This is a genomic window from Nocardia mikamii NBRC 108933, assembly GCF_001613505.1.
Taxonomy (GTDB): domain Bacteria; phylum Actinomycetota; class Actinomycetes; order Mycobacteriales; family Mycobacteriaceae; genus Nocardia; species Nocardia mikamii.
Genome location: NZ_BDCM01000014.1, coordinates 26,192 through 47,887, shown reverse-complemented (window position 1 = coordinate 47,887; position 21,696 = coordinate 26,192). Strand labels below are relative to the sequence as shown.

The following is a 21,696-nucleotide window of genomic DNA, read 5'->3' as shown; positions in this document are numbered from 1 at the left end:
GCAGTGCCGATGGATCGCAGCGGAACACCTGCGTAGTCGCACTCGCTACCTCCTCCGGCCCCGACCCATTACGCTCGGCCCATGAGTATGGCTCAACGGGAACGCCGGGCCCTGGTGTCGACCATGACGGCGGTCGGTCCCGACGCCCCGACCCTGTGCGGCACCTGGACGGTGCACGACCTGGCCGCGCATCTGGTGGTGCGCGAGCGTCATCCCGCGGCCGCACCGGGGATCCTGCTGAAACCCCTTGCGGGATACCTGGATTCGGTGCAGGCCAAGGTGTCGGAGAAGCCGTTCACCGAACTGCTGGAGCAGATTCGCACCGGACCGCCGTGGTGGTCGCCGCTGAAGCCGGTCGACGCCGTGGTCAACCTGACCGAGATGTTCGTCCACCACGAGGACGTGCGCCGCGCCGACCCCGAATGGAAGCCGCGCCCGCTGCCGGCCGAGGACGAGCGCAAGTTGTGGTCGGCGACGCGGCGGATGGCGCGGATGGCGTATCGCAAATCGCCGGTCACCGTCGTGCTGGCGACGCCGGAGGGCGAACGCGTGACGGCGCACAACGTCGGCGGCGATGCGGTGGTCCTCACCGGGCAGCCCTCCGAACTGCTGCTTCACGCGTTCGGCCGCAACGAGGTCCGCGTCGACGCTGCCGGTGGTGTCGACGATGTGGCCGCGGTCTTCGCCTCCGATCGCAGCGTCTGAGGCCGTCGCGCGCGTCGTTTCCGGCCGCTGACGGCGTTGTGAGGTCGGCAATGATGTGGTTGGGATGGGTGTTGCGGATGGTCCCGATGGGGCTGTTGCGGCTAGCCTGAGGTCATGGCAGGTAAGTCCCGCGGCACCACGACGTCGAGTTCGCGGGCGGGATCCACCCGGGGGCGGGCTCCGGCGCGGACTCGCTCGGGAGGCTCGCGCGCCCGATCGGCGCCGCGCGGCCGCACCACCACCGCGACCCGCAGGCCGGTGCGCCGGTCACCGCAGACCGCACCGCTGGCCGTGCTCGGCCGCGGTATCGGCAACGGCTGGTCGGTGCTGGCGCGCGGATTCGGCGCCACCACCCGCACCATCAGCCGGGCGGGGGAGATCGAACACGGTCACCGCCGCGACGGAATCGCGTTGGCACTGGTCGCTTTCAGCGTCGTCATCGCGGCCGCGGTCTGGTTGTCGGCGGGCGGCCCGGTGGGGCACTGGGTCGACACCGCGGTGCGGGCGATCGCCGGATCCGCCGCGGCCGTGCTGCCTTTCGTGGCCTCCGGTATCGCGGTGGTGCTGATGCGCACCGAACCGCGGCCCGAGATCCGGCCCCGCCTGGTCCTCGGCGGGGTGCTGGTGGGTCTGTCGGCGCTGGGAATCTGGCATATCTTCGCGGGCGCGCCGGCCGACGCGCACGGGCGCGCCCATGCGGCGGGTTTCGTCGGTTACGTGCTGGGCGGGCCGCTGCGCAACGGGCTCACCGCGTGGCTGGCGGTGCCGCTGCTGTTGCTGGCCATGCTCTTCGGACTGCTGCTGGTGACCGGTACGACGGTGCGTGAGGTTCCGCATCGGCTGCGGGAACTGTTCGGCCTGCCCGATGCCGAATTCGCCGACGACGACGGGCAATACGGGCTCTACGACCCGGAAAACTATGACGCCGACGGTTTTCCGGTGCACAAGAGCCGTTCGTCGCGGCGCGGCCGCACCCCGGAGGAGAACTACCCGGCCGACGAATTCGGCGGCGCCGACGCGGTGACCGAGGTCCTCGGCGAACCGCCGCTGCGTGACGCGAAGGATATCGCCGAGGCGGACGAAATCCCGCCTCCCGCAACCAAACCCAAGACGCGCAAGGCGCCCAAGGTCGTCGACCAGACACCCGAGCCGCCGCCCGCGCAGCAATTGGAATTCGTCACCGACCGCGAGGTCGACGGCGACTATCAGCTGCCGCCGCTGACGCTGCTGACCGACGGCGATCCGCCGAAGAAGCGCAGTGCCGCCAACGAATCGATGATCGAGGCGATCACCGAGGTGCTGGTGCAGTTCAAGATCGACGCGGCGGTCACCGGTTTCGTGCGCGGTCCGACGGTCACCCGCTACGAGGTCGAACTCGGGCCCGGCGTGAAGGTCGAGAAGATCACCGCCCTGGCGCGCAATATCGCCTATGCGGTGGCCACCGAGAATGTGCGTTTGCTAGCCCCGATTCCGGGCAAATCGGCGGTCGGTATCGAGGTGCCCAACGCCGACCGCGAACTGGTCCGGCTGGCGGATGTGCTCAAGGCTCCCTCCACGCGAAACGACCACCACCCGTTGGTGATCGGACTCGGCAAGAACATCGAGGGCGAATTCGTCTCCGCGAATCTGGCGAAGATGCCGCATCTGCTGGTCGCCGGTTCCACCGGTTCGGGTAAGTCGAGTTTCGTCAACTCGATGCTGGTCTCGCTGCTGGGCCGCGCCACCCCGGACGAGGTGCGGATGATCCTCATCGACCCGAAGATGGTGGAACTCACGCCGTACGAGGGCATTCCGCATCTGATCACGCCCATCATCACCCAGCCGAAGAAGGCCGCCGCCGCGCTGGCCTGGCTGGTGGAGGAGATGGAGCAGCGGTATCAGGACATGCAGGCCAGCAAGGTCCGCCACATCGACGATTTCAACAAGAAGGTGAAATCGGGCCAGATCACCACACCGCTGGGCAGCGAGCGCGTATACCGGCCTTACCCCTACATTCTGGCGATCGTCGACGAGCTGGCCGATCTGATGATGACCGCGCCGCGCGACGTCGAGGACGCCATCGTGCGTATCACCCAGAAGGCGCGCGCGGCCGGTATCCATCTGGTGCTGGCGACCCAGCGGCCCTCGGTGGACGTGGTGACCGGTCTGATCAAGACCAACGTTCCCTCCCGGCTGGCGTTCGCGACCTCTTCGCTCACCGACTCGCGGGTCATCCTGGATCAGCCGGGTGCGGAGAAGTTGATCGGTATGGGCGACGGCCTGTTCCTGCCGATGGGCGCGTCCAAGCCGACCCGACTGCAGGGTGCGTTCATCTCCGACGAGGAGATCCAGGCCGTCGTCGACTTCGCCAAGAATCAGGCCGAACCCGAGTATCAGGAGGGCGTCACCACGGCGAAGGCCGGGGAGAAGAAGGACGTCGACCCGGATATCGGCGACGATCTCGACGTCTTCCTGCAGGCCGTCGAACTGGTCGTCACCTCGCAGTTCGGCTCCACCTCGATGCTGCAGCGCAAACTGCGCGTCGGATTCGCCAAGGCGGGCCGCCTGATGGATCTGATGGAGACTCGCGGTGTCGTCGGCCCGAGCGAAGGCTCCAAGGCGCGCGACGTGCTCGTCAAACCCGATGAGCTGGACGGACTGCTGTATTCGATCCGCGGTGGGGGAGAGGCGGAGGAAGCGGCCGAACCCGATGCGATCGACGCCTAGGGTTCCCGGCGTAGGCCCTACCCGGTGTACGCCCAGCCGGTGACGGTCCGGATCTCGACCCGGATGACCGGTCCGCGCGGGGCGTTGTCCTGGTACTGCGGGTATTTCGCGGTGAGCCAGGCGATCGCCTCGGCGCGCTCGGTATCGGTGGTGGCGACGGCGGCGGTGCCGTCGAGCCGGACCCACCACAGCCGGGTCCAGTCCTCGTCGTAGTCGTCGGCCAGCACCGAGACCCGGTTCTCGACCGCGATATTGCGCAACCGCCGCAGGTCGGTCGTCGATTTCGGTTTCTGATCGACCGCGGTCACCAGAATCCGGCCCGAGGGCGAGAGCGCGAAGGTCACGGGCACCAGGTGGGGCCGGCCCGTCGGGTCGGTCGTACCCAGCCGGGCCACGCGCGCCGCGCGTGCTCGCGCCAGCGCGGTATTCGGATCCAAGCGCACCGGTTCACGGTAGATCGCCGGACGCGACGGTGCGGCCTACAGCGGCGCGTTCTCCCGCTCGATCTGCTCGGCGGCCTCGGCCTGGATGCGCTCGAATTGCGCACCCATCGCCGCGGCCAGGGCATTGGCCGCCGAGAGCGGGCGCACCATCACCATCAGGTCGTCGATCCGGCCCGCCTCATCGGTGTGGATGAAATCGGCGCCGGTCACGTGCTTCCCGTCGACCGTCGCCTCGAAGATCAGCGTCGAGTCGTGCCCGCCGGCGTCGGTGATCTCGCGGACGTAGCGGAAGTCCTCGAACACTCGCAGGACGCCGCGCAGAATCGCCGCGGTGAGGGCCCGGCCGGGATAGGGCTTGAACGCCACCGGACTGGTGAACACGACGTTCTCGGCGAGCAACGCCTCGATCGCCGCGCTGTCACGTGCCTCCACGGCCTGTCGGAATGCCTGCATCGCCACCTCGCATATGCAACTGGTTGACTATGCCGAGCATCGTAGCGGGCTCTCGCGGCCCCGCCTAGGGGTTCGGCGCCTCCTGTGCCGAGAAGGCGCCCATCACCGGGGTCCACTCCAGGAAGCGCTTCGCATCGATGAGCCCCTCCTGCGCGAACGGATCGGATGCGAGCAGTTCCTCCAATGCCGCGGCATCGGCGGCGCGGAACAGCAGCAGCGCACCGGATCCGTCGGCATACGGCCCGGTCGTGAGGACCACACCCTGGTCGACCAGATTCGACAGCCATTCCCGATGCCGGGGCCGATGCTCGTCGCGCCCGGCGACGGTGGCGTCGGAATAGGTGTAGTGGACGGCGAAGATCGGCACGGGCGCTCCCGAAAGGTTCAGAGGGTCAACAGCATCCGAGTATTGCCGAGGGTGTTCGGCTTGACGTAGCTGAGGTCGAGGAATTCGGCCACACCGGTGTCGTAGGAGCGGCACATCTCGGCGAAGACCTCGGCGGTGACGGGCGTGCCGTCGATCTCGGCGAACCCGTGCCGGGAGAAGAACTCCACCTCGAAGGTCAGCACGAACAGCCGCTGCAGCTGGAGTTCGCGGGCGGTCGCGATCAGCTGGTCCACGATCAGCCGCCCGACGCCGCGACCCTTGGCGTCGGGGTGGACCGCGACGGTGCGCACTTCGCCCAGATCGGCCCACAGTACGTGTAATGCGCCACATCCGACGAGGCTCTCGCCGACCTCGGCGACCCAGAATTCCTGCACCGCCTCGTAGAGCGTGACGAGATTCTTCTCCAGCAGGATGCGGCCGGCGTAGACGTCGACGAGGCTTTTGATGGCGGGCACATCCGAGGTGCGGGCGCGTCGGACTCGCACGGTGCCGGGGTCGGTGGCGCCGATCGAATCACTGTGATGTGCCCGCGTGGTCATGGGGTGCACAGTAGTCGGGTCGTTAACCGATAGTCTGGTGGAGTGCCGCACATCTCGTCCGCCCGCCTGCCTCGATCCGCCGGGGGCCGCGGCTGCGTGCGTTCCGGCCGGGGGTGCCGGTGAGCGTGCAGAGCGACGATATGGACCGGACCTGGGCCGAAGCCGGCAGAGCGCGGGCGAATCTCGTTCCGCCGCAACCGAACCGGACGGTCGAGCCCTCCGCGGTGCCACTGATGAACATCGCCAACATCCTCACGGTCCTGCGTATCCTGATCGTGCCGATCTTCCTGCTGGCATTGTTCGCCGGGGGCGGCCACGACACCGGATGGCGGATCGCCGCGGCCGCGCTGTTCGGCATCGCGGCGGTCACCGACCGCATCGACGGCCAACTCGCGCGCAAGTACGGACTGGTCACCGACTTCGGCAAATTGGCGGATCCGATCGCCGACAAGGCGCTGATCGGCGCTGCCCTCATCGGGTTGTCGGCACTCGGCGACCTTCCCTGGTGGATCACGGCCGTGATCTGTGCCCGCGAAATCGGCGTGACGTTGCTGCGGCTGGCCGTGGTGCGCCGCGGCGTGATACCCGCCGGCCGCGGCGGTAAGGCCAAGACGCTGGTGCAGTCGGTGGCGATCGGCGTCCTGCTGCTGCCGCTCGCCGACGCGTGGGCGAGCGCGGGCATGGCGCTGATGTATGTCGCGGTGGTGCTGACTGTGGTCACCGGACTGGATTACGTGGTGCAGGCGGCCCGGTTGTGGGCGCGGCCGGTCGAGCGGCGGTGACCACGCTGGGCACCGACGTGGCCGCCGCCGATCCGCTGAGCGCTGTTCCCGAGGCCGTCGAGCTGGTGGCGACGCTGACCCGCACCGGACAGACCGTGGCCACCGCCGAATCCCTGACCGCCGGTCTGCTCGCGGCCACGATCGCGGGGGTGCCGGGCGCGAGCGTGGTGTTGCGCGGCGGGCTGATCGTCTACGCCACCGACCTCAAACACCGCCTGGCCGGCGTGAGCGAACACACGCTGGCCGCGGACGGGCCGGTCGCGGCGGGTACCGCCGAACAGCTCGCCGTCGGCGCCCGCGCGGAGTGCGAGGCCGACTGGGGGATCGGGCTCACCGGTGTCGCCGGGCCGGACGCGCAGAACGGCTGCCCGGTCGGCACCGTCTTCCTCGGGCTGAGCGGCCCCGGAGGGACCGAGGTGATGCGGTTGCAGCTCGCCGGGGATCGGTGGACGATCAGGATGAACGCGGTGCGCACGGCCGTCGCGGAGCTGCTGCGCCGCGTCGGTGGCGGCGACCCGAACGGCACCGGCTGACGACGGCTGCCCGGTGGATGCCGATCGGTTCCCGCCCCCGGGAACCAACGGGGTGGCGTGCGACGTTGGCACTGTAGACGGAGGGGTGCGTCACGCTCGACGGCGGTCGCGCTCGGCCCGGTGAGGCGAGAACGTGAGGAGAACGAGATGACGCTGCTACGAGAGGCCATCGGCGAGAGTCTGCGGCGCGCTCGGATCGCCCAGAGCCGGACCCTGCGCGAGGTGTCGACGTCGGCACGCGTGAGCCTGGGCTATCTGTCCGAGGTCGAACGCGGCCGGAAAGAAGCCTCGAGCGAACTGCTGGCCGCGATCTGCCAGGCGCTGGACGTGCCGCTGTCGCAGGTGCTGGTCGACGTGAGCGCCACCATGGCCGACGCCGACACCCCGGCACCCGCGCCGGAGACGGCCGCCGCCACACCCGCGGCGAGCGTGTCGGCGCGCGCCGGGATCGCCGGAGACACCCGGATCGTGATTCCGGCCCCGAAGGCCGAGAAACTGGTGTTGGTGCAAGCGAAGTGACTCGCCGCGAACCGGCGATCACGACTGCCGGCGCCGGATGGGCGCCGGCAGGGCTGTACGACGGAGCGGAAACCGATAGATTCTCTGTAAGCGTCGGTTACGGGTGGTTCGGCAGCCCGGATCCGACGCCGTGGAGGATAGGGACACAGGGGTGCGTGACGGTCGCGCACCGCCGCCGTGCTGGGGCGCGGCGTAGTCAGATGGAGGCGGGATCAATCGATGGCTAATCCGTTCGTGAAGGCCTGGAAGTACCTGATGGCCCTCTTCGATTCGAAGATCGAGGAGCATGCGGATCCGAAGGTGCAGATTCAGCAGGCTATCGAGGAAGCCCAGCGTCAGCACCAGGCCCTGTCGCAGCAGGCGGCGTCGGTGATCGGTAACCAGCGCCAGCTGGAGATGAAGCTCAACCGTCAGCTCGACGAGGTCGAGAAGCTCAACGCCAACGCCCGCCAGGCCGTCCAGCTGGCCGACCAGGCCAACGCCGCCGGCGACACCGACAAGGCGATCCAGTACACCAACGCCGCCGAGGCGTTCGCCGCCCAGCTGGTCACCGCCGAACAGTCCGTCGAGGACCTGAAGGTGCTGCACGACCAGTCGCTGCAGGCCGCCGCCCAGGCCAAGAAGGCGGTCGAACAGAACGCCATGCTGCTGCAGCAGAAGGTCGCCGAGCGCACCAAGCTGCTCAGCCAGCTCGAGCAGGCCAAGATGCAGGAGCAGGTCTCCGCCTCGCTGCAGCAGATGGATTCGACGCTGTCCGCCCCCGGCAGCACCCCCAGCCTGGATGCGGTGCGCGAGAAGATCGAGCGTCGCTACGCCAACGCGCTGGGCGCCGCCGAGCTCGCGCAGAACACCGTGCAGGGCCGCATGATGGAGGTGCAGCAGGCCAGCGTGCAGATGGCCGGCCACAACCGCCTCGAGCAGATTCGCGCCTCCATGCGCGGCGACGCGCTGCCGTCGGGTGACTCCGCCGGTCAGTCCATCGCCAACCCGGCTCAGCCGCAGGTGAACAAGGGCCAGGCCGCGCAGCAGTAAGCGCGTCGCGGGTCGATCGGAAGGCTGGGCAGATGGGGCGTACGCGGGCAGGTAACGAGCCCGCGCCGACCCGTGCGCGGCCCTGGTCGCGATCTGCTCGCAGCGCCGCGTCCGCGCCGCCCGCCTCCGCCGCGCCGTCGGCCGATGCGGCGCGGACCGCTCCACCCGTCGCCGACGCGGCCGCGTGGCAGTCGATCGCCGAATCCATTGAGCGGCATCGGGTTTCCGGTACGGTCCCGCCTACGCCGGCTCCCACGGAAAGCGCTGCGACCGGAGTCGAGGATCCTTCCCCGCCGGGCATGACCGGGTCCGCTGTGTCCGCGCGGCCCGACAGCGGTGCCGCGCGACGTCGCTCATCCGAGGTCGCATCCGGCGCAGGGGACGATACGGGCGCGGACCGGCGCTCCCGGGCCGAGCGCCGCGGGATGCTGCGCGGTCGTCGGCCGGCGCCGCCCGGCCGCCGGTCTCGCCGGCGCGGTATGGCCCCCGATATCGAATCCGACGGCGGCCGACCGACAGTCGATCGCGCATCGGACACGGCCAGCCCCCGCGTTCACGGCGTCATCCACGAAACCCATGAACCGGACAGTGGACCCGCCGCCGGGTCGCACACCGGACCACGCGGAGCCGGTGGAAACCCGCGCGAGCGCCGTCGTCCGTCCGGCCCGAGCGCGTTTCGGAATCCTTCGACCCACAGCCCGACCGAGGACGATCAGCTCGCACGCGCCAGGCGGGTTCCGGGCGCATTGCGCGACGCCGGGGAATTCGCCTTGCACGCGGTCCGGAAGTGGGCCGACCCGCGAGAGCGGGAACTTCGCCGCCGGCGGCGGGTGCGGCGGCGCAGCCTTCGCTGGAGCGCGGCCTCGGGTGTGACCGCGCTGGGAACGGCCGGACTGGTGGCGATCTCGGCACCAGCCTGGGCGGTTGTCGTGGTCGGCGGCGGGGCGGCCGCGCTGGTGACCGGCGCTGCGGTGAGTACCCGCCGATACCTGGAGTTGCGTCGAAACCCCTTGCCGCCCGCGGCGTTCGTACCGCGCCGGCTGCCCGCGGTGCAGTCCGCGGCGCGGGCGCCCATCGCCCGGCTGGTCCGGGCGGAACGGGCTTTTCACGCTCTCGGCCGTCAGATCGAGGCGAGCGGCCGAGTGCCGGCCGACGATTTCGCCGACACCGTGGCGACCGCGGACTCCGGGGCGGCCGCGCTGCATGCTCTCGCCGGTGACATCGCGGCGATGGAGAAGGCGCTCGAGGTGGTCGCGACCTCGCATGCCGGGGCGGGGTTGCGGCAGCAATCGGGCGCGATGGTCGAGCGGCTGGAAGCCGGCGTGACCGAGTACGAGCGGCTCGTCGCCGCGGCCGGTCAGATGCTGGCGGCCGGAGCGAGCGAAGTCGCGGCACCGGCGGACGACTTCGGCTGGGCCATGTTCACCTTGCGCGAGGCGGCCGACCGCCTGGACGGCTGGGCCCAGGCGCTCACCGACCTCGCCGACCGGCACTGAACGCGGCCGCCCCGGCGGCATCCGGTCCTTCGCGGCCGCGACGGGTGATATCCGGTTCGCGGACCGATCCTTGCGGGTGATCCGGCTAGGGGTTCACCCTGAGATTTCCCGGATATCGGTCGTGACCTGGTGATTTTCCGGCGCCGAGTTGACAGTATGGAGGAGTCGGATCGCGCTGACGGCGGTTCGGAAACCTTCGGGAGGAATGGACATGTTCTGGAAGATTCTGGGCGTCGTCGCGCTCGTGTGGCTGGCGCTGATCGTGATCGGCGCGCTGGTCAAGGCGCTGTTCCCGATCCTGATGATCAGCGTCGTGGTCTTCGGCCTGTACCTGCTGTACAAGGCTGTCTCCGGCTCGAACAAGTCGACGGTCACCAAACTGTAGCGAGTCACCACCCGGGCCGTTCGGTACGAAAGCCGAACGGCCCGTTGCTGTTTCGCGATGGCGGAGCGGTGACCCACGTCGTGCTAGCGTTTCGCTGCCGGTGCACCCTCGTGGTTCGCGGCCGAGAACCCGCGGCGACGGAGCCGACGCAATCGAACACGGAGGCCGAGATTACCCCCCAACTACCCGAGGATTGGCAGCGCGGTCTGGTGATCGTCGCCCATCCCGACGATATCGAGTACGGTGCCGCGGCCGCGGTGGCTCGCTGGACGAAGCAAGGCAAGGACATCCGGTATCTGCTGGCCACCAGCGGTGAGGCCGGGATCGCCGGCCTGCCGCCGGCCGAGTGCGGCCCGTTGCGGCAGCAGGAGGAGATCGCTTCGGCGCGCGCGGTCGGTGTCGAGAAGGTGGAGTTCCTGGGCTATCCGGACGGGCGCATCGAGGGTGGGCTCGGTCTGCGCCGCGATCTGGCCGCGGCGATCCGGCGGCATCGTCCGGAGATGGTGGTGTTGTTCAACTTCGGCGACACGTGGGCGCCCGGACATGCGAACAGCGCCGATCATCGCGCGGTGGGGCGCAGTGCGCTGGACGCTATCTCGGATGCGGGCAACGAATGGATCTTTCCGGAGCTGAACGAATTGCCGATCTGGACGCCGCGCTGGGCCGCGGTGGTGGGTCCGGTGGTGACGCATGCCGTGGACGTCACCGATACCGTTCGGGCGGCGGTGGATTCGCTGATGCAGCACAGCCGCTACCTGAGCGCGCTCAGTGACGAGCCGGTAGCCGATCAGGCTCGCGCCATCGTGGATCGGGCCACGGGGCCGCACGCCGGTTTCGCCGCCGAGCGGGCGGTCGGGTTCGAGCTTTACCACTTCGCCGACTGATCGCCGGTACTGTGAGCGGCCACGATCGGCTCGGGCGGCGTTCATGACCGTCGGGTAGCTGTGCCCGCCCGGCATCGGGTGGTGACGGGGTATGGCATGGTGGGGCGCATGCGAGTGGCTGTCGTCGCGGGTCCGGATCCGGGTCATGCGTTTCCGGCGATCGCGCTGTGCCTGCGGTTTCTCCAGGCCGGCGATGATCCGGTGTTGTTCACCAGTCCGCGCTGGTTCGACGCGGCGCGCGAGGCGGGGATCGCGGTGCGGCGGTTGAAGGGTTTGGCGCCGCGCCCGCAGGACGACGACGCCGACGCGGGTGCGCGCATCCATGACCGAGCGGCCCATATCTCCTCGGAGATCCTGCCCGACCTCAGTGCGATGTTGCCGGAGTTGGTGGTCTCGGATGTGCTCACCGCCGGCGGGGGGATGGCCGCCGAGCGGCTGGGGGTGCCGTGGGTCGAGCTGTCGCCGCATCCGCTGTATCTGCCGTCGAAAGCGTTGCCGCCCATCGGCAGTGGGCTCGCTCCGGGTGAGGGTCTGCGTGGGCGGATGCGCGATACGGTGCTGCGCGGGCTGACCGCGCGCGCGATCACCCGCGGCGACCGGCAGCGAGGGGCGGCGCGGGCGAGCGTGGGGCTGCCGGAGCTGGATCCCGGCCCCGATGCCCGGTTGATCGCCACACTGCCCGCTCTGGAGGTCGATCGGCCGGATTGGCCGGAGGACGCGCACGTGGTGGGGCCGCTGCTGTGGGAGCCGACGTCGGAGGTGCTGGCGCCGCCACCCGGTGACCGGCCGCTGGTCGTGGTCGCGCCGTCCACGGCCCGGACCGGATTCGGTGATCTGGCGACCGGTGCGCTGGAGGCGCTCGCGGACAGCGATGTGCGCGTCGCGATCTCGATGCTCGATACGCCGCCGGAGGACCTTCCGCCGTGGGCGACGGCAGGGCTGGGACGGCAGGACGAGTTGTTGCGCCATGCCGCCGTGGTGGTGGGCGGCGGAGGGCACGGGTTGCTGGCCAAAACTCTGCTCGCCGGCGTGCCGATCGTGACCGTGCCCGGTGGTGGCGACCAATGGGAGCTCGCCAATCGTGCCGTCCGTCAAGGTAGTTCGCTGCTGGTGCGGCCCTTCACTCCCGAATCGCTGCGCGCGGCGGTGCGCACCGTCCTCGGCGACGAGTCCTATCGCAAGGCCGCTGCGGCGGCCGCGGCCACCGCCTCCGATGTCGCCGATCCGATCGACATCTGTCACCGCACTCTGGACCGAGCGCGCGCGAGCTGACCGCGCCACCGTCGACGGTGCGCAGGCGACCGGTACCCTCGGCACGGTGCGGTTGACTGAATTTCAGGAACTCTTGCATACCGAATTCGGCGTCGCCCGCGGCGACCTGCTGCTGGCCGATCATGTCCTGCCCTCGATGAACGGCCGTACCGGCTCCCAGGCGATCGAGGACGGTGTCGACCCCCGCGAGGTCTGGCGTGCCCTGTGCGCCGAATTCGACGTACCGAAGAACCGCTGGTGACCGGTAGCGGTCGACTGCGTCACAGCGGCCTTGACCTCGAGCTCGCTCGAGGTTGCAGGGTGGTCACATGGATACCGAGATCACCGAGAACCGGATTCGGGAACTACTGGACCGGTCCGAGATAACCGACCTGCTGGACCGCTATCTGCGGTCGCTCGACGACGGCGTATTCGACGATCGGTGGGCGCGGGCCTACTACACCGAGGACGCGGTCGCGGAGATGCCGATCGGCACCGTCCGCGGCCGCGACGCCGTACTCGCGCACATCCGGCGCGGAATGGCACTGTTCGACCGGACCGTCCATCTGGGGACCAACGCGGTGATCGAACTCGACGGCGACCGCGCCACGGCGCGCGGCGCTCAGCTCAGCACCCATGTGCTCGCCGACGGTTCCGAGGCGGTGTTCATCTCCGCGGGTCATGCCGACAACGAATTGGCCCGGACGGCCGACGGCTGGCGGATCCGGGCGTCGTCGCTGCGCATCACCTGGACTCAGGGAACCCCGCCGCGACTGCCGGCGGGGCTCGGCCCCGAAGGGTGAGCGCACCTTCACCGGATGGGCACCGCGGCGCGGAATCGGTACTGCGCCGCGGCGCGGAATCGGTACCGCGCCGCGGCGGTGCAGATTCAGCGGACCGGGATCTCGGCGGCGGCCGGTTCCGCCGTCTCGGCGCTCCGGGTACGCGGTCGGAACAGGACGAAGGCGAGGAGGCCGAGAACGATGCCCACACCCGCCGCCACGGCGACTGCGGCGTCGAGCCCGGATACGAACTGCGACACCGTGTTCCGGCCCTCGCCGGCCGCGCTGCGGAATACCGTGCCGAGTACCGCGACCCCGAGGGCGAGGCCCAGTTGGCGGGCGGTATTGACCGCTCCGGCCGCCGTTCCGCTCTGCTGCGGGGGCACCGCGGCCATCGCGACCGCCACCAGCGGCGGCGCGAGCACACCGATGCCGATGCCGATCACCACGTAGCCGAAAAGTAGTGCGCTCCAGGTCGATCCGTCATCGATCACGCCCAGCAATCCCGCGCCGATGCCGGTGATCACCAAGCCGCCGCCGATGGTCCAGCGGGGTGCCGCGTCGTGCAGCCACCGTCCGAACGCGCCCGATACCACGAACGCCGTCGCCGCCATCGGCAGCATGGACAGACCCGCGCGCAGCGGGCTGAGCTGCAACGGCTGCTGCAGCCACAGGGAGATGAGGGGGCTGCTCGCGAAGGCGGCGAAATTGAAACCCGCCGCCGCCACCAGGGTGGCCGCGAACTCCCGGTTGCGCAGCAGCGCGAGCGGGAACATCGGTGTGGCGCTGCGTGATTCGACGAGGACGAAGCAGCCGATCGCGATCGCGCCGAGGATCAGCGTGGCGACCGACGCGCCGTCGCCCCACCCGTCCTCCCCGCCCCGGATGATGCCGTAGGTCAGCGCGGTCGCCGCGACGGCGAAGGCGGCCATCCCGGCGAGGTCCACGCCGCGGCCGGGGCGGCGCGGCGAGGGACCGAAGGCGTACAGCGACAGCGCGATGGTGACGGCCGCGATCGGCAGGTTCACCAGGAAGATCCAGCGCCAGGACAGCAGGTCGGTCAGCACCCCGCCGAGCACCACACCGATGCCGGCGGCCGCACCCGCGACCGCGCCCCAGGCGCCGAACGCGGTGCCGCGATCACGGCCGGTGTAGGTGGCGTGCAGCAACGACAGCGTGGTCGCGAACATGGCCGCACCGCCGATGCCCTGCACGGCCCGCGCCGCCACCAGCAGGGTCGAGGACTGGGCCAGTCCGCAGGCCAGTGAGGCGGCGGCGAAAACCACGAGGCCGGCGAGATAGGTGGGCTTGGCGCCGAACCGATCGGCGAACGAGCCCAGGACCAGCAGCAGTGCGGCCAGGCCCAGCGCATAGCCGTCGACCACCCACTGCAGGCCCGACAGTCCGGTGCCGAGATCGGCGGCGATGTCGGGGAGTGCGACGTTGACGATGGTGACGTCGATGAGCAGCATCAGCGTGCCGAGGCACGCCGCGAACAAGGGGAGCCATTTCCGCATGGCGACCTCCGGGTAGGGCGAATGATATCGACGCCAAGCGTGCGAGATGTTTGAATATCCATCCAACTATCCGGCCGTCGATGTGAGATTCCGCCTGTGAACCCCGAAGACGAACTCGAATCCTCCATTCTCGATCCGCTCGACAAACAGATCGTGCACGGCTTGGTCACCGATGCCCGCATCCCGTTCGCCACCCTGGGTGCGATCCTCGGTGTGTCCGAACAGACCGTGGCCCGCCGCTTTCGGTCGATGCGCCAACGCGGCATCCTGCACGTCTCCGGTCAGGTCAACGCCATGCCGCTGGGGAATACCCGCTGGATGCTGCGGGTGCGGTCGACCCCGGACAAGGCGCTGCGGCTCGCCGAATCACTGGCGCGGCTGCCGGACGTGAGCTGGGTGGCGCTGCTGTCGACCGGTTCGGAGGTCACCTGCGTGAGCCGCCCGCGCTCGATCGAACAGCGAGACGCGTTGCTGCTCAACGTCCTTCCGCGAGCCAGCCAGGTCACCGGATTGATGGCCTACGAGATCATCCACCGATTCCCGCTCGTGGAGGAGTGGCCGCGGTACAGCCGGTTGCTGACCGCGCAACAGTTGCGGCAGCTGGGGCCGAGGCCCGCGATGAACGATCAGCGCGGCCCCGACGCGCCGATGGAGCTGTCCGCGGCCGACGAGGCGATGCTCGCCCTGCTGGCCCGCGACGGGCGCGCCTCCTATGCCCGGCTGGCGGCCGAAACCGGCTGGAGCCCAACCCGGGTCGCGCGGCGGATGTCCGAACTGACGGCGGCCGGTGTGCTGTATTTCGATCTCGATTTCGCCGTCGAGCGCATGGGGTACGCGGTGCGGGCGTCGCTGTGGGTGCGGACGCATCCGGCCGAGCTCGACGCCATCGGCCGGGCGATCGCCACCCATCCGGAGACGGCGTTCGTCGCGGCCACCACCGGGCCCACCAATCTGGTCGCCTCCGTCGTCTGCCGCGACAGCTCGCATCTGTACCGCTACCTCACCGAGCGGCTGGGGGCGCTGGACGGGATCGTCGACGTGGAGGTGACGCCGACGCTGCGGATGCTGAAACAGGCGCAGGCGCTGATGCAGACCGACCGGATCGCGGTGGTGCCGACGGCGACTCGATGACGGAGCACGACCGGATCGGGGCCGCGTGACCGGCCCGATAGCGCGGCGATTGCCGGGGACGGGGTGCGGCTGTGTGGCTGCCGTGCGTGTCGGCGGGCGCGTCGCTTGCCTCGAACACGTGTTCGTCTAAGCTTGCCATCAGAACTTGTCGGTGCCGCCCTCTACCGTGGGCGCCAACCACACAACGAGACTTACCCGTCAGAAGGGGAACAGACGATGGCACCACAGGCCTACGACCGTGACAAGGCGCTCGAGCTCGCTCTGGCGCAGGTCGAGAAGAGTTTCGGTAAGGGCGCGATCATGCGCCTGGGCGAGGAGGCGCATCAGCCCATCTCGGTCATTCCGACAGGTTCGATCGCGCTGGATGTGGCGTTGGGCATCGGCGGTCTGCCGCGTGGCCGCGTCGTGGAGATCTACGGTCCGGAATCCTCCGGTAAGACCACGGTCGCCCTGCACGCCATCGCCAACGCGCAGGCCAACGGCGGACTCGCGGCCTTCATCGACGCCGAGCACGCGCTGGATCCGGAATACGCCCGCAAACTCGGCGTCGACACCGACGCCCTGCTGGTGTCGCAGCCCGACACCGGTGAGCAGGCTCTGGAGATCGCCGACATGCTGGTGCGCTCCGGCGCGCTGGACATCATCGTCATCGACTCCGTCGCGGCGCTGGTGCCGCGCGCGGAAATCGAGGGCGAGATGGGCGACAGCCACGTCGGTCTGCAGGCCCGCCTGATGAGCCAGGCGCTGCGCAAGATGACCAGTGCGCTCAACAACTCCGGCACCACCGCCATCTTCATCAACCAGCTGCGCGAGAAGATCGGCGTGATGTTCGGCTCGCCCGAAACCACCACGGGTGGTAAGGCATTGAAGTTCTACGCCTCGGTACGTCTGGATGTGCGCCGCATCGAGACGCTGAAGGACGGCAGCGACGCGGTGGGTAACCGCACCCGCGTCAAGGTCGTCAAGAACAAGGTGTCGCCGCCGTTCAAGCAGGCCGAATTCGACATCCTCTACGGTGCCGGCATCTCCAAGGAGGGCTCGATCATCGATATGGGTGTCGATCAGGGCTTCATCCGTAAGTCCGGTTCCTGGTACACCTACGAGGGCGATCAGCTCGGCCAGGGCAAGGAGAACGCCCGCAAGTTCCTGCTGGAGAACACCGACGTGCGCGACGAGATCGAGAAGAAGATCAAGGAGAAGCTCGGCATCGGTGCCGACGTCACCGCAGACGCGGGTGCCGAGGCGCCCGTCGACTTCTAACCGATGCCGCACCGGGAAGCGCCGGGGTCCACCCCCCTCCCGGACCCTGGCGCCTCTCGGCTCGACGCGGTCGAACGCCTGCGGCGACAACTGGAAGAAATCGAATCCCGCTCCCGGCACACCGGCGACCCGGACGACGAGTCGTGGTCGAAACCCGTTCGCCGACAGGGCGGTTCGCCCCGTCGCCGACGATCGAAGCCGGACGCCGGGGATTCGCCCGCCGGTGTATGGCGTTCCGATGACGGCCCGGTGCCCCAGCATGATTCGGTCGATGACACGGGCACATCCGGACCCGCGGACCGGCCGGTCCTCGAGCCCGAGTTGCCGTCCCGCATCGAGCCGGAGGTTCACTCTGCTTCTCGGCCAGACGGTCGATCTCATGGGGGGCCCGATGTTCGCTTCGGTTCCCAGACCGAGGCTCTACCTCCCGGTAGGCCGGAGGTTCCGTCCGGTTCCGAGCCTGACGCTCAGCCTCGCGGCAGGCTCGAGGAGCGGGTCGTTTCCGAGCTCGAGGAGCGGACGCGGTCGAGTGTCGAAGCCGCGATCTCCGGTCGTCCCGGTGATGGCTCTGCGACACAGGACTCCCAGGCGCGCAATCGGATTCGTGCACTGCAGGCCGAGGCCGACGCGCTGCAGCGGGGGTGGGGCGAGCGTGCTGACGGGGATCATCGGGCCGGCCGCGCCCACCGGGCGGAGGGGCGGCCGAAGGGTGGCGACAGTGGCTCGTTCGTTCCGGACGACAGCCCCGTGGCGTACACGCGGCCGGACGACGGGGCGGACGACCGCGGCTCGAGGAGGCGGTCACGCCGAGACGGCGCCGACGGGGGAGGGCGCCGGGGTGCGCGGCCTCGATCCGGCACCGACGGTGGGAAGCGTTCCGACGCTGCGCAGTCCGCTGCGCCGAAGGCGGGGACCGAGGCGCAGGCCAAGGACATCTGCCTGCGGCTGCTCACCGATCGGGCGCGCAGTCGCGCCGAACTGGCGGACAAACTGGCAGCCAAAGGGTTCGCACCCGAGGTCGCCGAACGGGCACTGAACCGCCTCGCCGAGGTCGGACTGATCGACGATGCCGCCTTCGCCGAACAGTGGGTGCATTCGCGCCACACCTTCTCCGGCAAGGGGAAAAAGGTTCTCGCGCAAGAACTTCGACGCAAGGGTGTATCCGACGCCGATGCCGGGCCCGCACTGGCCGCCATCACTCCCGCCGACGAAAGCGCCCGCGCCGCCGAACTGGTCCGCCGTAAACTCACCACTCTGCCGCCGGACCTCCCTACCGGCAAAGCGACCAACCGGCTGGTCAGCATGCTCGCCCGTCGCGGCTACAACCCGTCCATGGCCTACGCCGTGGTCAAGGACGAACTCGCCGCCGTTGCCACCACGAGCTGCGGTCCCGACGGTTCTGAGCACACCGATCACGTCGCGGTCGACGAACCGGCCGACGGTATCCGTCCCCTTGTAGCGGAACGACATTCGCCGAAGGCCCAGCGCGCGGAAGGATCCGGCCGCACCGCGACCGGCTCGGCGTCGCGGCAGTCCGCGTCCGACGACGCCGAGCACGCCGCCCAGCTGGTACGGAAAAAGCTCGCGTCGCTGGCCCGTGACATCCCGCAGGACAAGGCCATGGCGCGACTGGTCGGCATGCTCGCCCGCCGCGGTTACCCGCGGTCCATGGCGTATGCCGTGGTGAAGGACGAATATGCCGCGACCGCGCAATCCTTTGCGCCACAGCCGAACCGGACCGAGAAGGCCGACGTCGCCGAGGACGGCGCCGACGTGGAGACGGTAGCGGCGGATTCCGATCACGACGAGGCGGAGCGAGCCGCGGAACTGGTACGCCGCAAAATGCGCACGATGCCGCGAAGTCTGTCCGAGGACAAGGTGGTCAACCGCCTGATCGGCATGCTCGCCCGCCAGGGATTTCGCCAGTCGACCGCCTACGCCGCCGTCCGCGCCGAGCTCGCGCAGGGTTACCCGCCCGATTGAACAGCGCGGGCCCACCCCGTTCCCGTTTTTTCGTGGCCTAGAACTAGGGCTACGTTCGCCAGGCCTGCGACGGAGTCAGGACCGGAGCTGTTGAAGCGGGCCCTGTTCCTGTCCACGTCCGCCGCGCTACACCACCGCGCCAACTACTACCGCGAATGCCCTGGAGGCGACAACGAGAATGCCATACGCACACGACCGTTGACCCTTACAGCTCACGCACACGCCTTCCGGCAAGAGTTCGCCCTGCCCCGCCTCATCGAATGGGCGACTTGACACCGCACCGGCTGCGTCCCACACCACCCAGCCGAACTCAGGCAGTCGACGGCACCGGACATCGAGATCGATGCGCTCGAACGACGGGAAACCATGGGCTGCGCCATCGCGGACCGGCCCTCGGGCGCCGGTGCGACACGCCGCGTGACTCGGCTGGTACCCGGCGGAGCTCCTATGCTGCGCTGGTGACCACCGACGTTCGGAGTGGCGGTAGTGGGCACCGACGTGTCGGTCCGGTGGCTGTCTGGGTCGGGGTGGCGGTGGCGGGGTCGTTCACACGTCCGTTCGGTCTGGCCGCGACGGTGCTGATCGCCGGTGTCGCTGTCGTGGTCGCCGTCCGCGCCGTTGCGCTCGGAACGCGCCCTGTCTCGTTCACTCCACCGGTTCGCCGCGCGGTGGTGGTGTGGTCGATCCTGCTGGCAGCGGTGCTGGCGTGGGAGCTTTACGCCTGGCTGTCCCAGCCCGCGCTGCTCGTGCCGGATGCCGCCCATCCCACTCTGTCGACGTTGATCAGCCCCGCGCTGGAAGACGGGGCGGGGCGTTTCGCCGGATGGCTGATCTGGCTGGGGGCCGGATGGTGGCTGGTACGGAAATGACCGATCGCGCGGTGGTGATCACCGGATTCGGAGTCCTCGTCGTCGCGATGATCCTCGCGGCGCTCGTCGCATGCCTGCGGCGCACGTGGCTCGCCGGCCTGGGTGACACGGTGCGCGCACTGACCCGTACCCGCACCGTCCGGATCGTCGCGGTGGTGTTGTGGGCCTGGCTGGGCTGGCATTTCCTGGCCAGATGAGTCGCCGGTTGGACACCCCTCCCCGGTCGCGGCGAGTGGCGTGGCCCGGCGACCGGGGCGGTGCGTGACCAAGGATCGACCATCGAGCCGGCGAGTGCGAGGGTTGTGCTCGGTGCGAGCGCAACTCGTCCCGTGCGGGACGTCGGCACCGACGCCCTGCCCGCGCATATCCGCCGCGATCGCCGAACTGTCCGGTTAGGGCGAGGTGGTCCGGCTCAGCGACAGATCCACGCCCGGTGCGGCATCGGTGAGTATCGAATCCGCGCCCAGCACCGTCCGTCCCCGGCGCCGCGACCGCAACCGCTGCTCCACGCGGGTGGCGAGGAAGGTCAGCGCCCAGTTCAGGGCGATCATGATGACGGCGACCACGATCAGCGCCGGCACGGTGTTCTGTTCGGCCGCGCCCAACTGCTGCCCCTGGCGCACGATCTCCTGATACGTGATCTGGTAGCCGAGCGCGGTGTCCTTGAGCGCCACGACCATCTGCGAGATCAGCGCCGGCAGCATCGCCGTCACCGCCTGCGGCAGCAGGATCATCCGCATCATCTGACCCTTGCGCAATCCCAGGGCCTGCGCCGCCTCGGTCTGCCCGCGCGGCAGCGACCGAATCCCCGAGCGCACGATCTCGGCGATCACCGACCCGTTGTACACAGTCAGCGCGATCACCACGGCCGCCAGTGCCAGCTGGTCGGAGGCGAACAGATTGTCCTTGGCGAACCAGTTGTAGAGGAAGATCATCAGAATCAGCACCGGGACGGCTCGGGCCACCTCGACGATCGCACCCGCCACCCACCGCACGACGCGATGGTCGGACAGGCGCAGCAAGCCGAAGATCACGCCGATCACCATCGCGAACACGATCGCCAGCGCGGCGGCGATCACGGTGCCGCGCAAGCCGGGCAGGATGTAGGTCTGCCAGACTTCCGACTCTACGAACGGCTTCCACTTCTCGGCGGTGAGCTGGCCCTTCTCGTCGAACGCCCGCCACACGAGCCAGCCGAGCACCACCAGGGCCGCCAGCACCAGCACCGAATACAACGCATGCCGCCGGCGGGCCTTCGGGCCGCGGACGTCGTAGAGGACCGAGGTGTTCGCGCTCATCGCTGCACCTCGAATCGCTTGGCCAGCCAGCCGAACAGCAATCCGGTGGGCAGTGTGAGAATGACGAAACCGAGGGCGAAGATCGCGCCGATGGCGAGGATATCGGCCTCGGTCTCGTTCATGGACGCCATCAGCGCCGCCGCCTCGGCCACGCCGATCGCCGACGCGATGGTGGAATTCTTCGTCAACGCGATCAGTACGCTGCCCAGCGGCGCGATCACCGACCGAAAGGCCTGCGGCAACACCACATGTCGCAGATTCTGGCCGAAGGTCAGGCCCAGTGACCGTCCCGCCTCGGACTGCCCCAGCGGCACGGTGTTGATTCCCGCCCGCAGCGATTCACAGACGAACGACGCCGTGTACACACTCAAGCCGAGGACGGCGAAGCGAAAATTGTTGGTGGGCAGGAAATCCAGTCCCGAACTCTCACTCGCGAGCTTGATGCCGAGGGTGGTGTAGAGGCCGAGTGAACAGAACACCAGAATGAGGGTGAGCGGGGTATTGCGGAAAATGGTCACATACGCCGTCCCGATCCACCGCGCCACCGGAATCGGCGACACCCGCATCGCCGCCACCAGGGTGCCGATGATCAGCGCCCCGATCGCGGAGAACACGGTCAGTTTGATGGTCACCCAGAAGGCGTCCCACAGCTGATTGTCGTATCGGGAGATCAAGTCGAACACGGTGGACGCGCCCTCCTATTTCTGTGTGCCGGACAGGGTTCCGGCGCGGCCGGAACC

General features: G+C 69.2%; 24 protein-coding genes and 1 pseudogene. 18 read left to right on the top strand and 7 right to left on the bottom strand.

Going from position 1 to position 21,696, the window contains the following annotated elements; translation table 11 throughout:
• Positions 1–81 precede the first annotated feature (81 nt).
• Positions 82–705, top strand: coding sequence for a TIGR03085 family metal-binding protein (locus NMI01S_RS21790; RefSeq protein WP_036503315.1), 624 nt, complete (start codon positions 82–84; stop codon positions 703–705).
• A gap of 114 nt (positions 706–819) precedes the next feature.
• Positions 820–3,411, top strand: coding sequence for a DNA translocase FtsK (locus tag NMI01S_RS21785; protein WP_063000068.1), 2,592 nt, complete (start codon positions 820–822; stop codon positions 3,409–3,411).
• A gap of 17 nt (positions 3,412–3,428) precedes the next feature.
• Here NMI01S_RS21785 and NMI01S_RS21780 read toward each other — a convergent pair whose 3' ends face one another.
• The 4 genes from NMI01S_RS21780 to NMI01S_RS21765 all read right to left on the bottom strand — a co-directional run bounded on the left by NMI01S_RS21780 (position 3,429) and on the right by NMI01S_RS21765 (position 5,234).
• The gene (locus NMI01S_RS21780; RefSeq protein WP_063000066.1) at positions 3,429–3,854 is read right to left on the bottom strand and encodes a TIGR03668 family PPOX class F420-dependent oxidoreductase; all 426 of its coding nucleotides are present in this window, start codon (positions 3,852–3,854) and stop codon (positions 3,429–3,431) included.
• Positions 3,855–3,890: 36 nt separating this feature from the next.
• A complete protein-coding gene (locus NMI01S_RS21775) occupies positions 3,891–4,307 on the bottom strand; it encodes a nuclear transport factor 2 family protein (RefSeq protein WP_063000892.1) in 417 nt (138 codons plus the stop codon).
• A 64-nt stretch (positions 4,308–4,371) separates the two neighbouring features.
• On the bottom strand, positions 4,372–4,674 hold the full coding sequence (locus NMI01S_RS21770) for a YciI family protein (RefSeq protein WP_063000064.1): 303 nt from the start codon (positions 4,672–4,674) through the stop codon (positions 4,372–4,374).
• 17 nt (positions 4,675–4,691) lie between these two features.
• Positions 4,692–5,234 carry an amino-acid N-acetyltransferase gene (locus tag NMI01S_RS21765; protein ID WP_063000062.1) on the bottom strand — a complete coding sequence of 181 codons (543 nt, stop codon included), beginning with the start codon at positions 5,232–5,234 and terminating at the stop codon, positions 4,692–4,694.
• Positions 5,235–5,353: 119 nt separating this feature from the next.
• On the opposite strand from NMI01S_RS21765, the gene pgsA reads away from it, so the two are divergent.
• The 10 genes from pgsA (at position 5,354) to NMI01S_RS21715 (ending at position 12,919) form a co-directional block, all read left to right on the top strand.
• On the top strand, positions 5,354–6,016 hold the full coding sequence (gene pgsA / locus NMI01S_RS21760; protein WP_439956291.1) for a CDP-diacylglycerol--glycerol-3-phosphate 3-phosphatidyltransferase: 663 nt from the start codon (positions 5,354–5,356) through the stop codon (positions 6,014–6,016).
• Positions 6,013–6,549 (top strand): CinA family protein, encoded by a 537-nt coding sequence (locus tag NMI01S_RS21755; protein ID WP_439956290.1) that lies wholly within the window; start codon positions 6,013–6,015, stop codon positions 6,547–6,549. The genes pgsA and NMI01S_RS21755 overlap by 4 nt, the downstream gene beginning before the upstream one ends.
• A gap of 147 nt (positions 6,550–6,696) precedes the next feature.
• Positions 6,697–7,068 (top strand): helix-turn-helix domain-containing protein, encoded by a 372-nt coding sequence (locus tag NMI01S_RS21750; RefSeq protein WP_063000060.1) that lies wholly within the window; start codon positions 6,697–6,699, stop codon positions 7,066–7,068.
• 219 nt (positions 7,069–7,287) lie between these two features.
• On the top strand, positions 7,288–8,100 hold the full coding sequence (gene pspA, locus NMI01S_RS21745) for a phage shock protein PspA (RefSeq protein WP_036503267.1): 813 nt from the start codon (positions 7,288–7,290) through the stop codon (positions 8,098–8,100).
• 746 nt (positions 8,101–8,846) lie between these two features.
• Entirely contained in the window at positions 8,847–9,596 is a 750-nt protein-coding gene (gene pspM / locus NMI01S_RS21740) for a phage shock envelope stress response protein PspM (protein ID WP_084513213.1), read from the top strand.
• 211 nt (positions 9,597–9,807) lie between these two features.
• Positions 9,808–9,981 (top strand): hypothetical protein, encoded by a 174-nt coding sequence (locus NMI01S_RS35375; RefSeq protein ID WP_030513209.1) that lies wholly within the window; start codon positions 9,808–9,810, stop codon positions 9,979–9,981.
• Between the two features lie 170 nt (positions 9,982–10,151).
• Entirely contained in the window at positions 10,152–10,865 is a 714-nt protein-coding gene (locus NMI01S_RS21730; protein WP_063000888.1) for a PIG-L deacetylase family protein, read from the top strand.
• A gap of 108 nt (positions 10,866–10,973) precedes the next feature.
• Positions 10,974–12,137: a glycosyltransferase gene (locus NMI01S_RS21725; RefSeq protein ID WP_036503299.1), complete on the top strand. Its 1,164-nt coding sequence runs from the start codon at positions 10,974–10,976 to the stop codon at positions 12,135–12,137.
• Between the two features lie 46 nt (positions 12,138–12,183).
• The gene (locus tag NMI01S_RS21720; RefSeq protein ID WP_063000887.1) at positions 12,184–12,378 is read left to right on the top strand and encodes a DUF3046 domain-containing protein; all 195 of its coding nucleotides are present in this window, start codon (positions 12,184–12,186) and stop codon (positions 12,376–12,378) included.
• 67 nt (positions 12,379–12,445) lie between these two features.
• Positions 12,446–12,919, top strand: coding sequence for a nuclear transport factor 2 family protein (locus NMI01S_RS21715; protein WP_063000058.1), 474 nt, complete (start codon positions 12,446–12,448; stop codon positions 12,917–12,919).
• 86 nt (positions 12,920–13,005) lie between these two features.
• On the opposite strand, the gene NMI01S_RS21710 is transcribed toward NMI01S_RS21715, so the two are convergent.
• On the bottom strand, positions 13,006–14,415 hold the full coding sequence (locus NMI01S_RS21710; protein WP_063920814.1) for an MFS transporter: 1,410 nt from the start codon (positions 14,413–14,415) through the stop codon (positions 13,006–13,008).
• Positions 14,416–14,511: 96 nt separating this feature from the next.
• Between NMI01S_RS21710 and NMI01S_RS21705 the strand changes: the two genes are divergently transcribed.
• From NMI01S_RS21705 to NMI01S_RS21685, 6 genes and pseudogenes are all read left to right on the top strand, one after another.
• Positions 14,512–15,546 (top strand): Lrp/AsnC family transcriptional regulator, encoded by a 1,035-nt coding sequence (locus tag NMI01S_RS21705; protein ID WP_063920813.1) that lies wholly within the window; start codon positions 14,512–14,514, stop codon positions 15,544–15,546.
• 216 nt (positions 15,547–15,762) lie between these two features.
• Positions 15,763–16,806 carry a recombinase RecA gene (gene recA, locus NMI01S_RS21700; protein WP_025351561.1) on the top strand — a complete coding sequence of 348 codons (1,044 nt, stop codon included), beginning with the start codon at positions 15,763–15,765 and terminating at the stop codon, positions 16,804–16,806.
• 747 nt (positions 16,807–17,553) lie between these two features.
• A pseudogene (gene recX, locus NMI01S_RS36005) lies at positions 17,554–18,174 on the top strand (recombination regulator RecX); the annotation flags it as partial.
• Positions 18,151–18,789, top strand: a complete 639-nt coding sequence (locus tag NMI01S_RS36560) for a regulatory protein RecX (protein WP_245716997.1) — start codon at positions 18,151–18,153, stop codon at positions 18,787–18,789. The pseudogene recX and the gene NMI01S_RS36560, both read left to right, overlap by 24 nt.
• A 509-nt stretch (positions 18,790–19,298) precedes the next feature.
• Positions 19,299–19,658, top strand: coding sequence for a hypothetical protein (locus NMI01S_RS21690; RefSeq protein WP_063000053.1), 360 nt, complete (start codon positions 19,299–19,301; stop codon positions 19,656–19,658).
• The gene (locus NMI01S_RS21685; protein ID WP_063000051.1) at positions 19,655–19,855 is read left to right on the top strand and encodes a DUF6186 family protein; all 201 of its coding nucleotides are present in this window, start codon (positions 19,655–19,657) and stop codon (positions 19,853–19,855) included. Before NMI01S_RS21690 ends, NMI01S_RS21685 begins: the two co-directional genes overlap by 4 nt.
• Before the next feature lie 195 nt (positions 19,856–20,050).
• On the opposite strand, the gene NMI01S_RS21680 is transcribed toward NMI01S_RS21685, so the two are convergent.
• Together NMI01S_RS21680 and NMI01S_RS21675 are read right to left on the bottom strand one after the other, a co-directional pair.
• The gene (locus NMI01S_RS21680) at positions 20,051–20,956 is read right to left on the bottom strand and encodes an amino acid ABC transporter permease (RefSeq protein WP_063000049.1); all 906 of its coding nucleotides are present in this window, start codon (positions 20,954–20,956) and stop codon (positions 20,051–20,053) included.
• A complete protein-coding gene (locus NMI01S_RS21675) occupies positions 20,953–21,639 on the bottom strand; it encodes an amino acid ABC transporter permease (RefSeq protein WP_063000047.1) in 687 nt (228 codons plus the stop codon). Before NMI01S_RS21675 ends, NMI01S_RS21680 begins: the two co-directional genes overlap by 4 nt.
• Between the last annotated feature and the right edge of the window lie 57 nt (positions 21,640–21,696).